A 13,390-nucleotide genomic window follows, 5' to 3' on the forward strand; every position below is an offset into this window, starting at 1 on the left:
GTGGACGCCTACCGAGGCGAGGAGTCGCGCGAGTCCCACCTGCAGGGCGAACAGTCCGGCTTGGGCGTAGGTGGTGTGGTCCAGCAACTCCGCGTGGTCGGTGTTGAAGACCACCTCGCGCAGCGGGTGCTCCAACTGTGGATCGAGGAGAGCGCAGACTTCGTCGAAGGCTTCGGCGAAGACCGGGAAGCGGTCATACAGTTCGGCACCCATGCCCGGCCGCTGACTGCCCTGCCCACTGAACAGGAACACCGTCTGGCCCACCGCGGGCGTGACCCCTCCGGGATTCACCACACCCGGGTGCGGTTCCCCCGCGGCCAATGCCTCCAGCCCGGCTACCAGTTCTCCGCGTTCGGAGCCGATGACCACGGCGCGGTGGTCGAACAGGGTCCGTGAGCTGAGCAGTGACCAGCCCACCTCGGCCGGAGACACGCCCGTGTCACCGTCGAGGTGGCCGGCCAGGGCTATCGCCTGGCCGCGCAAGGCTTCCGCGCTCCGCGCCGACACCACCCACGGCACCGGCCCGGCCACCGCCCCGCCGTCCACCGCCGCCACCGCCGGAGGAGCGGATACCTCCGGCGCCTGCTCGAGGATCAGATGGGCATTGGTGCCGGAGATGCCGAACGAGGACACCCCCGCCCGGCGCGGATGGTCGGCCCGCGCCCACGGTGTGGCCTCCGTGAGCAGCCGGACGTCCCCGGCGCTCCAGTCCACGTGCGGGGTCGGTTCCGAGATGTGCAGCGAGGCGGGCAGCAGTTCATGCCGCATCGCCATCACCATCTTGATCACGCCTGCCGCGCCCGCGGCCATCTGCGCATGGCCGATGTTCGACTTGATGGACCCCAGCAGCAGCGGTTGTCCGTCCGGGCGTTCCTGCCCGTAGGTGGCCAGGAGCGCCTGGGCCTCGATCGGGTCGCCCAGGGTGGTGCCGGTGCCGTGCGCCTCGACCGCGTCCACCTCGGCGGCGGTCAGCCGGGCGTTGGCGAGCGCCTGTCGGATCACCCTCTGTTGCGACGGACCGTTGGGCGCCGTCAGTCCGTTGCTGGCACCGTCCTGGTTGACGGCCGTGCCCCGGATCACCGCCAGCACGCGGTGACCGTTGCGTTGGGCGTCGGACAGCCGCTCCAGCAGCAGCACACCGACACCCTCGGACAGCGTCATACCGTCGCTGTCCGCGGAGAATGCCTTGGAGCGGCCGTCCGGGGCGAGGCCGCGCAGTTCGCTGAAGCCGATGAACGGCGCCGTCGAGGACATCACGGCGACACCGCCCGCCAGGGCCAGTTCGCATTCGCCCTGCCGGATCGCCTGGCACGCCAGGTGCATGGCCACCAGGGACGAGGAGCACGCGGTGTCCACCGTGACCGCGGCTCCCTCGAGGCCGAGGGCGTACGCGACCCGGCCGGACACCACACTGGCCGAGTTGCCGATGGTGAAGTAGCCGGCGGAGCCCTCGGGCACCTGTGAGGCGTCGGAGCAGTAGTCGAGGTGGTCACAGCCGATGAAGGTGCCGGTGGTGCTGCCCCGCAGCGATTCAGGGTCGATACCGGCGTGCTCGACGGCCTCCCAGGACGCCTCCAGGGCCAGCCGTTGCTGTGGTGCCATCCCCAGTGCCTCGCGCGGGCTGATACCGAAGAACGCGGCGTCGAATCCGGCGGGATCGTCGAGGAACCCGCCCTCGCGGCAATAGCTGGTGCCGGGGTGTTCCGGGTCGGGGTCGAAGAGGTTGTCCACGTCCCAATTGCGGTCCGTCGGGAGCTCGGTGATGGCGTCCCGCTCCGCGGCGACGAGCTCCCACAGTTCCTCGGGTGACCGTACGCCCCCGGGGAATCGACATGCCATCCCGACAATGGCGACCGGCTCGTGCCCGGCCGACTCCGCGTCCTTCAAGCGGCGCTGAGTCTGACGCAGGTCCGCCGTGACGCGCTTCAGGTAGTCGAGAAGCCTCTCTTCGTTGTTCGCCATTGGCGGCGTACCCACTTCCCTCGACGAGAACCGGCGGAACGAGTGGTCGGGACCGAGCGGTGAACGCGGTGCTGCGGGAACGGAATGGGCGGGACGGAGCCGGTGCGCGCCCGGTCAGGGCCGGGCGCCCGGCCCGCGCGCCGCGCTAGCCGCGTCGGCAGTCGTAACTGCCCCGCAGGACGTTCCCGTCGGGGAAGGTGAAGCTGGTGTTGTCCTTGAAATGTCCCGGCCCGAGGATCTGGTAGTCGTCCACCAGCCCCAGTTTGATTCCCTCGGTGTTTCCGCTGGCGTCCGGCTTGACCACCTGGTTGAGCGGTCCCTTGAAAATGAGATGACCGTTCTTCCAGCCCGAGGAGGTGTAAGTACCCGAGGATCCCCAGTTGTCGTGGTACTGGTTGATGAAGGTCTTGTCGACGGGATTCCAGCCGAAAGAGGAACGGCCGACGACCTGTCCCGGTTCCAGGGTGGCGTCGGTGTAGTAGTAATGGCCGCCCATGGCCTTCTTGGTGGTCATGCGGAGCACCGCGGGCTTTCCGCCCGGCGGCGGGGTGTAGTCACAGGTGTAGGTGCCGAGCAGGAAGTCCAGATCGCGCATCTGGGGCGGCGCGGGCAGCGGGTTGGTGGACCGTGGCGGCTTCTTGCCCTTGGTGTCGGGCTCGGCGTTCACCGGGCTCACGGTGAGCGCGACCACGCTCACGGCCGCGAGGCCGACCACGCCGACGGGGACGTGCCGCCGGATCCACCGCGCCCCTCGGGCCGGGGGACGCGGATCCTGTCCGTCTGTTCTGTGGGTAAGCACACTCAACTCCACCGGTAATCGGGGCCTGACCTCCGGTCCGGCGCCTGCGATCCCTGCCGGCGCCGATACCGCGACCATCATTTGCGGCCTCACTAAAGGTGATCTAACGCGCGCCTAGGCCCATGGCCTTAGCCCAGCTTTAGTGATATCGCCGACCATGAACCGGACGTTCGCGATGAGGAGGATGGCGATGGGCGATTCTGGCGGACTGGACGAGTCCTCGGCCACACCGGGCTGGCAGGCCCTGGAAAAGTACATCGACCGGGCACCCACCTCGAAGGAGATGATGACCTGGATCGAATTGATCGTCAGCCAGGGCATTCGCCGGGCGGGTTATCCGGCCGACAGCTGGACCGAGGAGTGGGCCGCCGACCAGTTCCGGGAGACGGGTCTCGAGGACGTTCGGCTGGAGCCGCTGGACACCCCGGTCTGGCGGCCGCGGTCGGCCACCTTCGAGATCTGGCCGACCGACCGTCCCGATGAGGTCACCCGCTTCTCCGGGCTCGCCCTGCCGTACACCACCCCCACCGAAGGGACCGAGGGGCACCTCGTCCGGATGGAGGAGGGGGAGGTGCGCGGGGGCATCGCCGTCCAGGAGATCGGCTTCACCCGGCTTCCGCAGACGGAGGTGCAGGCACGGGCCACCGACTGTTACGACCCCGAGGGTGTGTTCCCCGATCTCGTCCAGACGGTCCCGTTCGACCTGCCGCACGTCCTGGACTTCGACATCGCCATCAAGGACGGCGCGACCGCCTATGTCGGTCTGCTCACCGGACTGCCCTGGGAGACCAGTGACTTCTACTGGCCCTATGACGCGGAGCCGCGGTCCATCCCCGGTATCTGGCTGAGCGGGCAGGACGGGGCGCGGGTCCGTGAGCTGATGGCGTCCGGGTCGTGTGAGGGGCGGATCGTCTCCGACGCCACGCTCACCGAGGAGACCACCCACAACGTGGTGGGGACGCTTCCCGGCGCCTCTGACCACTGGGTGATCGTCGGCTCCCACCACGACGGTCCGTGGGCCTCGGCCGTGGAGGACGCCTCCGGTGTCGCCCTCGTACTGGCCCAGGCCAGGTTCTGGGCGTCCGTGCCACGGGAACTGCGGCCGCACAACATGCTGTTCGTGCTCACCTCCGGCCATATGGCCGGTGCGGCGGGCACCCAGGCCTTCATCGCGGCGCATCCGGAGCTGTTCCCCGAGGTGGTCCTGGAGATGCACCTGGAACACGCCGCACGGGAGGCGGTGGTGGTCGACGGTGAGGTCGTGCCCACCGACGACCCCGAGGTGCGCTGGTGGTTCACCACCCAGGCGCCGCGGCTGGAAAAGCTGGTGGCGGACTCCATCGCGGCGGAGGACCTGCGGCGTTCGTGGATCCTGTCGCCGACGGCGTTCGCGCCCAACCCCGCGACCGACGGGGCGTACTTCTACTACACCGGGGTCCCCCTGGTGCAGTTGATCACCACTCCGATGTACATCTTCGATCCGCGGGACACCCCGGAGATGGTGGACGAGCGGAGCCTGGTGCCGCTGACCATGGGGGCGGCGCGCATCATCGCGGGGACGGCCGGATGTGAACCGGACACCCTCCGGGTGCCGATCGAGAACGCCCAGGACACGACCTCCTAGCCAGGTACGTGAGGACGACGACGGCCCGCCGGAATCCGGCGGGCCGTCGTCGTCCTCACGTCCGGTCGTGCGGGTGTCTAGCGGCCACCGGAGGCCGTCAGGGCGCAGCGCGCCGTGGCGGTCCTGCGGGGGTCGCTCTCGGAACGCGCGGTGAGGAGCACCGTGCCGTGCCGGTCGGCGCCCTTCTTCGCGGACACGGCCACATTCACGTCCACCGAGGATCCGGCCTCGGCGGTGGCCAGCCGGTTGGGCAGCCAGGCGGACCAGCCCCGCCCGGCGGTCGTGGCCGACAGCCGGTACACATCGGAGGTGGTGGAGGCGGCGGCGGTCCCGGACCGGTGGTCCCGCGGGGGCGCGGTGTCACCGGTGTTGGCGAGGGCGAAGGTGCACCGGGCCGGGCCACCGGACGGTTCACCGGCCGGCTGGCCACGGCGGACGGTCAGCCCCCGCCGCTGTGCCCCGTCGCCGTCGAGGGAGCGGACGGCCACGGTGTACGACAGCACTCCGGACCGGGTGCGGTGCAGATCGAGGACGTAGAAGTGCAGCCGGTTGGCCTTGTCCACGTACTCGTACTGGCTGCCGGAGTCGGCCCCGGCGTGGAAGAGCGCATCGCTGAGCTGGCGGTAGTCGCCCATGGTGATCTTCTGCGGGGTGCCGTCGGGACGTGTGAAGTCCACGAGGTCGATGTCCTCGGGATGCGCGTCGACGACCCATGCGAACGGTGCCCGGTCCTGCTCCTTGGTCTTGCTGATCAGTACGCCGTTGTCGGGTGTGAAGGAGTCCATGCCCATCCGGTCCACCACCTCGAGCGTGTAGTGGTCGTAGCCGCCGCCGTCGCACAGCGGATCGGTGCCGCGGTCGCAGGGCGGGGAGAGGTCCTTGTCCATCGCCACGGTCACCCCGGAGAGTCCCTTCCTCCCCGGTGGCGCCGAGCGCGCGGTGACCCGGGCGGTGACGAGACCGGAGTCGTCGAGGGCGGCGCGGTCCAGGCGCAGGACGTTGCGCTCGTCCACGATGCCCAGCTTCAGCTTGTCGCGCAGTACGTGCTGGGCACCCATCGAACCCCCCGCGGTGGCGGGGATCCGCCAGCGGGTGTGCGGGCCTCCCGGACCGTTGAACGAACCACGGGAGAGCATGCCCCAGATACCGGTGTAGGCACGGCTGAGCGGGGTCCCGTACGGGTTGTTGTAGTTGTCCCCGATGCCCAGGATATGGCTCAGCTCATGGGCGTACACGGCCATACCGGAGCTCTCGGCCTGGAGGGACGAACCGTCCGAGGCGTTCGGCCAGATTCGGGCGGCGGCCTGCCAGGAGGTCCACGGGACGTAGCGGGTCCTGGCCGCGTTGTTCCCGGTGGACACCGGCGGGCCCCACGCCGCGGGGACGTCGCCCGCGCTCGCGAACTTCATCGGACCGAACTCCTGCCAGGTGGAGGACTCGTCCTCCCCGGCGGTGAGGTAGAACACGAAGTCGAACTTCGACGCCTCACCGGAGCCGATGTCCCCGGTCCACGCCGCCTTGGCGTCGGCGCGGATGTCCTTGCCGCAGGTGTCCCCGGACGGGCAGGCGCCCGGGTTCATGGACTCCTCGACCCCGTATTGGTACGACTTCGACGGCATGCGGTAGACGCCGAAGGCGGTCAGATCCACGCCGATACGGCCACCGGAGTCCTCCATCCAGTACTCATTGATGGTGTGACCGTGGTTGAGCGGACCCGGTGTGTTGAGGAAGTCCCGGTAGAAGCCGGGGAGGCGGTCACGGGGGATACCGGCGGCGCTGGTCTGCGGATTGCCGAACCGGTTCGATCCGGCCGGGCGGCTGACCGTGAACTCCTCATCGGGGTAGTCCAGGAGCACCAGCGCGCCCTTGAAGGTGCGCTGGGTGGGTTCGACCGACGGGTCGGCCCAGTCGGTACCGGGGACGGCGCGGTGGTCGGCCCAGGTCATGTCGTCCGGATTGCGCCAGTTCTGGGGGTCGATCGGCCGCATGAGCGGAGGACCGGTGGGCCGGGCCGACGGTGCGCCGTCGGCGGTGGCGCGGGCGGGGCCGGCGGCGACGGCCGCCACGGTGGCGAGGACGGTGGCGACGAGCACTGAGCGGCGGGCTCGTCTTCGGCGCAGGAACAAGGCTCACCTCTTGTCGGGCGTCTTGGGGCTCAGACATGACAAGCCATGCGAACGGTATGCCTACCGCTGAACAAGGTAAGCCGGGGGAGAGGGAGGCGCCAGAGTGCCGCTGTGACGGCCGCGCGGGGCGCGGCACGGGATCCGGCCGCGACTCAGCCGCGGCCGGACGGAGCGGTCCGTCCCGGGATCACACCGGTCGCAGCCGGCCGACGCGGTCCAGGTCGCCGGCGAGCAGATCCTCATGGGTCAGGGTGAAGTCCCCGTTGGGCAGGGCTTCCTGCCCGTAGTAGGCGCCCATCACCGTATCGGGGAGGAACCCGCGCAACGTGTGGCGCATGCCCGCGGGATAGTCGACGGGCTCGCCCCAGCCCTCCGGGGCCTCGTCGGTGCCGAACAGCACCCAGTGGTCCACCGGCACCTCGGCGTCCGGATCGGGCGGTCCGCCGGTGTGGCAGTCCAGCGCGGGCAGCGTCAACTGGTCCGGATCCAGGGGCTCGTACCACATCAGCAGGGGCTTGGCTCGCTGTGCGTCGCCGTTGTCGAAACAGCACACCGCGATGGTGTGGCACGGATACCGCTCCGCGTAGAACTCCAGCAGCCGGGGATCCAGCCGGGGCCGTTTACGGGGCTTCACCTGGTACAGCGCCTCGGGGATGGCGGTGGCGTCGCGGGCGAGCAGCACCGTGTAGACGTCGTGGTCGAACACCGCCACCCGCGGCCCGGGGCCCCGGCTCATCCAGTCCATCGTCGCGGGCGCCGCCACCGGGATCGGACGCACCGCGTCCACCATGCGTTGCAGGATGTCGTCCGACGTCCCCACGGAGAGGAAGTTCTCCCGGGCCATGGGGAGGGCGGGCAGATGCAGCAGCATCGCGTTGGGCCCGGTGGCCAGATTGACCGAAGTGTTCTGATAGCCCAGCACATGGATCAGACCGTGTTCCGGGTGGTGGCGGCGCCCCGCGTACACCGTGGTGCCGGAGAAGCCGGCCGGGGCCATCGAGATGCACATGGGGAACACGCTACCCACGTGGCGGCGGGCGCGGCGCGCCGGGACGCGCGGTGAGCGGGAGCGGCTGATGCGGGCGTTGGGGGCGAAGCGGACGCCGATCGGCAACACGTGTGTTCCCTACCCTCGGACGGCTGCCGAGCAGGTGACAAAGCGCGATAGCGTGTACAGGCCAACGGGAGGCTGCTGAAAGGCCCGGGAACGCGGTCCGGCACCCTCGGGATCAGCACATCCGGAAAGCGCGTGCACCCGCGCTCCTCCGGACCGGGCGGCCCCACCGACCGGCTTTCCGTCTGGCGCGACTCGTGGAAACCAGCACTAGGAGCCCTCTTGACCAGCCCAGAACAGCGTATGGCTGACCTGCTCAAGACCTTCGGTGAGCCGGCGGCGAGCACCGCACACCTGTTGTGCGACAGGCACCCGGCCGACGCCGTGGCGTTCACGTTGGTGGGCAAGGATCTGACCGGCTATGACATGACGTTCGGTGAGCTGCGCGACCGCTCGGCGCGTATGGCCGGGGCGCTGGCGGACCTGGGGGTCGGGGTCGGCGACCGTGTCGCCACCCTCATGGGCAAGTCCGCCGAACTGCTGGTCGCGACGCTCGCGATCTGGCGCCTCGGAGCCGTCCAGGTCCCGCTGTTCACCGCGTTCGCACCGCCCGCCATCGCGCTGCGGATCACGGGCAACGGCACCAAGGCCGTGATCACCGACGCCGATCAGCGCCCGAAGCTGGACCTGGAGTCCGGCTCCGCCGCCGAGCGGTCGTGGCGGATCGTCACCACCGGCCCGGTCGAGGGGAACGACCTCGGCTTCGCCGAGCTGGAGGCGGGCGGCGCACCGCAGGCCGAGCCGGCGGCCCTGGGCGGCGACGCCACGATCGTGGAGCTGTTCACCTCCGGCACCGCGGGCACCCCCAAGGCCGTCCCGATCCCGCTCCGGGCGGTCGCGGGCTTCACCATGTACCAGGAATTCGGCCTGGAGCAGCGTCCCGATGACGTGTTCTGGAACGCCGCCGACCCGGGCTGGGCCTACGGCCTCTACTACGCCATCATCGGGCCGCTCGCCCTCGGACAGCGCAGCCTGCTCTTCAACAGCCTGTTCTCCGCCGAGTCCACCTGGGCCGTGCTCTCCCGGTACGGCGTCACCAACTTCGCCGCCGGGCCCACCGTCTACCGCAAGCTGCGCGGCTCGGATCTGCCCGTCCCCGCCGGCCTGCGGCTGCGCTGCTGCTCCGCGGCCGGTGAGCCGCTGCCCCCGGACGTCGTGGAATGGGCGCGGGAGACGCTCGGTGTCCCGGTGCGCGACCACTACGGCGCCACCGAACTGGGCATGGCGATCACCCACGCGTGGCACCCGGACCTGCGCACCGGCATCAAGCCCGGCTCCATGGGCCGGCCGATGCCCGGCTGGGAGGTCAAGGTGCTCCGCGAGGACACCAACTCCGCCGAGGCCAAGACGGACGTCCCCGGCCGTGTCGTGATCGACATCCCCGCCAGCCCGCTGATGTGGTTCCAGGGCTACCGTGAGGCGCCGGAGCAGACCGCCGAGAAGTTCAGCCCGGACGGCCGCTGGTTCTACACCGGTGACACCGCCGCGCGGGACGAGGACGGCGATCTGTTCTTCTCCGGACGCGGCGATGACGTCATCCTCATGGCGGGCTACCGCATCGGCCCGTTCGAGGTCGAGAGCGTGCTGCTGGAACACCCGACCGTGGCGGAGGCCGCCGCGGTCGGCGTGCCCCACGAGGAGTACGGCGAGGTCGTCGAGGCGTTCGTGGTGCTGCGCCCGGGAACGGAGCCCGGGGACGCGCTCGCCGCCGAGCTCCAGCAGCTGGTCCGGGAGCGGTTCGCCAAGCACGCGTACCCGCGGACCGTCCACTTCGTCGCGGAACTCCCCAAGACCTCCAGCGGGAAGACACAGCGCTTCCTGCTGCGTCCGCAGGCGACCTCAGGCCGGGGCCGCTGAGCCACCGAAGCCTCGCCCGGACCGTGGCCCCGGCCGCCGTGCACACCGCACGCGAGCCGGGGCAACGGTCGTCCGGTCCGCCGGGGTCAGGACCGGGAGCGCGACAGCGCCTCCCGCACCGCCTCCTCCGTGCGTCCCACCACCGCCGAGCCGTCGTCCGCGGTGATGATCGGCCGCTGGATCAGCTTGGGGTGCTCCGCCAGCGCCGCGATCCAGCGGTCCCGCGCACCCTCCTCGCGGGGCCAGTCCTTCAACCCGAGTTCCTTCGCGGCCGCCTCCTGGGTGCGGGTGATGTCCCACGGTTCGAGCCCGAGCCGCTCCAGCACCGCCCGGATCTCGTCCTGGCTCGGTACGTCGTCGAGATAGCGGCGGACGGTGTATCCCGCGCCCTCGGCGTCGAGCAGGGTGAGCGCGCTACGGCATTTCGAGCAGGCCGGGTTGATCCAGATCTCCATGCCGCACACCGTATCGCGGAACCGGTTCAGACCCGGTCTGACCAGGGGCCTTTGTCAGTGCCCAGCCGTAGAATGGAGGCAGTGAAAGGGAAGGTTCCCCACCGTCTCAGGAGGATGCCGATGGCCGCTGCCGCAACACCTCTTCCGGACCTGCCGAGCTTTCCGACCCTGCCGAGGAAGCGGATGCCCGCGGGCCGTCCGCGTGAGTGGTACGAGTCGCACAACCGTCGGCTGAAGGCCATGCGTCTGGCCGTCGCACTGCTCAACTCCGGTGTGTACCGCGCCGAGCAGGCGCCCAACCGCAGGATACGCACCACCGCGGCCCGGATCGGGGTGCATCCGCCCTCCGACACCACCTGCCGCATGGTGCGCTCCCTCATCCGCCACGACAGCCGCTGACCGATCCGCTGCCCGCCGCGCCCGATCCGGCGCGGTGGGCAGCCCCAGTGGCACCGGGCGTCAGCCGAGGCCCGGCAGGCTCCGCAGTTCGCCGATCCGCAGCACCCGCGCGAGTACGAGGAACAGCAGCGCCATGGTGACGCACCCGCCGGCCAGCCCCAGGACGGGAGCCCAGGCCGGGGAGTCCACGGCGGTGGAGCAGCCGCGGGCCACCAGCCAGCCGAGCCCGGCGGCCGCCACCGCGGCCGTGGTCAGCTTGCCGTAGGTGCGGCACAGCCGTTTGCCGTCCAGCCGGCCGTCCAGCCGGCGCCGTAGCCGCAGTGCGGTGAACAGCAGCCCCACCGCGTAGGACACGGCGTAACCGGCGGCCATACCGGTCACCGACCAGCGCGCCGGGAGCAGCAGATGGCAGGACACCGCCAGGGCGATGTTCACCCCGCTGATCCACACCGCCATCCAGAACGGGGTACGGGTGTCCTCGAAGGCGTAGAAGCCGCGCAGCAACAGGTACTGGGCCGAGTACGGGATCAGGCCGAGGCCGAAGGCCTGGAGCATCTGCCCCAGCGGCAGTGCGCTGGTGGGGTCCGAGGAGCCGTGCGCGAAGAGCAGTTGGGCTATCTGCGGACCGAAGGCCAGGAAGAAGAAGGCGGCGGGCACGATCACCACGCCACTGGTCCGCAGCGCGCGGGAGAGGTCATGGCGCACATCGTCCAGCCGGTGTTCGGCCACAGCCAGGCTCATCCGCGGCAGCAGCGCCGTGACCAGCGAGACGGTGACGATCGACTGGGGCAGCAGCCAGATGGTCTGTGCGTAGGAGTAGGCGGAGTAGCCCACTCCGGAGGTGGGGAGTTGCTGGTCGGCCGCGTTGGCGAAGTTGGTGACCACCGTCAGCGCCACCAGATTGGCCACCACGAGCAGCAGGGTCCAGCGGGCCGCCGACAGGCTCTTGCGCAGTCCGGTGCCCCGCCAGTCGAACCGCGGCCGGAAGCGGAAGCCGGCGGCACGGACGTACGGAACGAGCGCGAGGGCCTGGAGCGCGATACCGATGGTGGTGCCGATCCCCAGCAGCCGTACCTGCGCCCCGGTGATGTCCTCCACCCGCTCGGGCGCGGCCAGTAGTCCGACGTACCACCCGAACATGGCGATGAGGATGACGTTGTTGAGCACCGGGGTCCACATCATCGCCCCGAACTTCCCACGGGCGTTGAGGACTTGGCCCATCATGAAGTACACGCCGTAGAAGAAGATCTGCGGCAGCAGGAAGCGTGCGAAGACCACGGTGAGCTCGAAGGCGGCATGGGTGTTCGGAGAGTCGTCCCGGTAGACACTGACGATCTCCGGCGCGGCCCATACGGAGAGCAGGGTGCCGACACCGAGTACACAGATCACCAGGGTGACCAGGCGCTGTTCATAAGCCTGGCCGCCGTCGGGCTGTTCGGCGCGGGCGCGTACCAGCTGGGGCACCAGTACCGAATTGAGGGCGCCGCCGATCAGCAGCGTGTACAGGCTCATCGGCACGGTGTTGGCGGTGTTGTACGTACTGGCCAGCAGACCGGTGCCGAGTGCCGCGGCCTGGAGCACCTGCCGGATCAGCCCTGTCGCCCGGGACACCATCGTGCCGAGTGCCATCAGCATCGACGAGCGCATCAGCCCGCCCCCGCCGTCACCCCGCGTCCGAGCGGAGTGCCGTCCGCGTTCCCGCTCCCCCCGTGACCGTGAATCCGTCCCAGCCCCTGACTTCTCGATCATGGGGGCAATCTACCGGGGTGTTCGGGACGCCTTTTCCGGTGGGGGAGGGGTGGCGGGAAAGGGTGAACACGGCTGGCCCGGGGAATTCCGGCGGCACCGGCAGGAAGGAGGAGGTCCCTTGCCATGCCTTCGGTGAAAGATTTGCATTGTAGCGGGTATGTGCCGGTATGTCGCTTCCCGTTGCGGGGCGGGCGCTCTGGACGCAGGCTCTCCTTGACGGAGGGAGCCTTGCGATGACCCAGCACACGCCCTCGGCGGTGGTCGACCGTCCGGTCGTCGGCTCGTACGCGAACTACGCCGGGGCCCAGCGCGCCGTCGATTTCCTGTCCGACAACAAGTTCCCGGTGGAGCACACGGCGATCATCGGCTCGGATCTGCGCATGGTGGAAACGGTGCTCGGGCGGCTCACCCGTGGCCGGGCGGCACTGGCCGGTGCCGGTGCGGGTGCCTGGTTCGGTCTGCTGATCGGACTGCTGCTGTCGGTGTTCGCGGCCGGTGAGCACAACGTCATCCTGCTGATCATCAGCGGTATCGTCTACGGCGCGGTGTTCGGCGCGATCTTCGGATTCGTGAGCCACGCCGTCACCGGCGGGCATCGCGACTTCGCCTCACGCAGCCAGATCGTGGCCGCCCGGTACGACGTGGTCGCCGATGCCGAGGTGGCGGAAGAGGCGAAGAACATGCTGATCAAGCTCGGCTGGCGGGAGGACTGACGGCCTCCGGTGTCCCCGGGGTACCCCCTCGCGCGTACTAATCGCCTTAGGAGTAAGGTGTCCCTTCGAAGCGGCATGTGCCGGCACGGGAGGGGTAGCGGTGAACATCGGCGGACGGGTGCGCGGGGGTGTCGTCCCCCGGCTGCTGCTGATGGTCGTCCTGGCCATGGGTGTCATGGTGATGCACACCGTGGGGCACCCCGACGGTGACTCCGGCTCCGGTGCGGGCGGCCCGGCGCACCACGCCGCCGTGGCCCCGCACGCCTCGCCCGGCCATGGCGTCCCCCAGGAGCACGGCCGCGCCATGAGCCTCCACGGCGGACATCAGCAGGTCGAGCTGACGGTGCCGGCTGATGTCGCGCCCCTGGTCGAGCCCCGTGAGCCCCTGGCCATGATGGACATGGCCTCGCTCTGTGTGGCGGTGCTCGGGGTCTGGGTGCTCATGAGCCTGCTCTGCGCGGCTCTCGCCAGCCGTCGTGGACCGCCCCCGGAGGCCGCTGCCCCGCCGGGCGCCACCGTACGGCTCCGGGCTCCCTCGCCCGGGCCCGACCTCGTCGCCCTGTCGGTTCTGCGGATATAGGCCGAATCGCGT

At 70.1% G+C, this 13,390-nt stretch carries 11 protein-coding genes; 5 read left to right on the forward strand and 6 right to left on the reverse strand.

Annotated elements, in window-relative coordinates:
- Together AC07FT_RS34775 and AC07FT_RS34780 are read right to left on the reverse strand one after the other, a co-directional pair.
- On the reverse strand, positions 1-1,962 hold a 1,962-nt coding region (locus AC07FT_RS34775; protein WP_479180114.1), incomplete at its 3' end, for a type I polyketide synthase.
- 145 nt (positions 1,963-2,107) lie between these two features.
- A complete protein-coding gene (locus tag AC07FT_RS34780) occupies positions 2,108-2,659 on the reverse strand; it encodes a hypothetical protein (protein ID WP_479180116.1) in 552 nt (183 codons plus the stop codon).
- A gap of 292 nt (positions 2,660-2,951) precedes the next feature.
- Between AC07FT_RS34780 and AC07FT_RS34785 the strand changes: the two genes are divergently transcribed.
- On the forward strand, positions 2,952-4,385 hold the full coding sequence (locus AC07FT_RS34785) for a M28 family peptidase (protein WP_471199602.1): 1,434 nt from the start codon (positions 2,952-2,954) through the stop codon (positions 4,383-4,385).
- Between the two features lie 77 nt (positions 4,386-4,462).
- Here the strand turns inward: AC07FT_RS34785 and AC07FT_RS34790 are convergent, their stop codons facing one another.
- Both AC07FT_RS34790 and AC07FT_RS34795 read right to left on the reverse strand, forming a co-directional pair.
- Positions 4,463-6,478 (reverse strand): M6 family metalloprotease domain-containing protein, encoded by a 2,016-nt coding sequence (locus AC07FT_RS34790; protein WP_479180117.1) that lies wholly within the window; start codon positions 6,476-6,478, stop codon positions 4,463-4,465.
- 220 nt (positions 6,479-6,698) lie between these two features.
- Positions 6,699-7,520: a hypothetical protein gene (locus tag AC07FT_RS34795; RefSeq protein ID WP_479180118.1), complete on the reverse strand. Its 822-nt coding sequence runs from the start codon at positions 7,518-7,520 to the stop codon at positions 6,699-6,701.
- 327 nt (positions 7,521-7,847) lie between these two features.
- Here AC07FT_RS34795 and AC07FT_RS34800 point away from each other — a divergent pair, with 327 nt between their 5' ends.
- Positions 7,848-9,482 (forward strand): AMP-binding protein, encoded by a 1,635-nt coding sequence (locus tag AC07FT_RS34800; RefSeq protein ID WP_479180120.1) that lies wholly within the window; start codon positions 7,848-7,850, stop codon positions 9,480-9,482.
- An 86-nt stretch (positions 9,483-9,568) separates the two neighbouring features.
- Here AC07FT_RS34800 and AC07FT_RS34805 read toward each other — a convergent pair whose 3' ends face one another.
- Complete coding sequence (locus tag AC07FT_RS34805) at positions 9,569-9,937, reverse strand: arsenate reductase family protein (protein WP_431772258.1); 369 nt, start codon at positions 9,935-9,937, stop codon at positions 9,569-9,571.
- A gap of 114 nt (positions 9,938-10,051) precedes the next feature.
- Between AC07FT_RS34805 and AC07FT_RS34810 the strand changes: the two genes are divergently transcribed.
- Positions 10,052-10,336, forward strand: a complete 285-nt coding sequence (locus AC07FT_RS34810; RefSeq protein WP_254748617.1) for a hypothetical protein — start codon at positions 10,052-10,054, stop codon at positions 10,334-10,336.
- A 60-nt stretch (positions 10,337-10,396) separates the two neighbouring features.
- On the opposite strand, the gene murJ is transcribed toward AC07FT_RS34810, so the two are convergent.
- Entirely contained in the window at positions 10,397-11,983 is a 1,587-nt protein-coding gene (gene murJ, locus AC07FT_RS34815) for a murein biosynthesis integral membrane protein MurJ (RefSeq protein WP_479180121.1), read from the reverse strand.
- 335 nt (positions 11,984-12,318) lie between these two features.
- On the opposite strand from murJ, the gene AC07FT_RS34820 reads away from it, so the two are divergent.
- Positions 12,319-12,798 (forward strand): YflT domain-containing protein, encoded by a 480-nt coding sequence (locus tag AC07FT_RS34820; RefSeq protein ID WP_254748613.1) that lies wholly within the window; start codon positions 12,319-12,321, stop codon positions 12,796-12,798.
- Between the two features lie 100 nt (positions 12,799-12,898).
- Positions 12,899-13,378, forward strand: a complete 480-nt coding sequence (locus AC07FT_RS34825) for a DUF6153 family protein (RefSeq protein ID WP_479180122.1) — start codon at positions 12,899-12,901, stop codon at positions 13,376-13,378.
- Positions 13,379-13,390: the final 12 nt, after the last annotated feature.

This window comes from Streptomyces sp. NPDC045899 (genome assembly GCF_056431485.1).

Coding starts and splice junctions, on each gene's coding strand:
- AC07FT_RS34810 (WP_254748617.1), top strand. CDS start 10,052: ATGCCGATGGCCGCTGCCGCAACACCTCTTCCGGACCTGCCGAGCTTT.
- AC07FT_RS34805 (WP_431772258.1), bottom strand. CDS start 9,937: ATGGAGATCTGGATCAACCCGGCCTGCTCGAAATGCCGTAGCGCGCTC.
- AC07FT_RS34795 (WP_479180118.1), bottom strand. CDS start 7,520: ATGTGCATCTCGATGGCCCCGGCCGGCTTCTCCGGCACCACGGTGTAC.
- AC07FT_RS34820 (WP_254748613.1), top strand. CDS start 12,319: ATGACCCAGCACACGCCCTCGGCGGTGGTCGACCGTCCGGTCGTCGGC.
- AC07FT_RS34785 (WP_471199602.1), top strand. CDS start 2,952: ATGGGCGATTCTGGCGGACTGGACGAGTCCTCGGCCACACCGGGCTGG.
- murJ (WP_479180121.1), bottom strand. CDS start 11,983: ATGCGCTCGTCGATGCTGATGGCACTCGGCACGATGGTGTCCCGGGCG.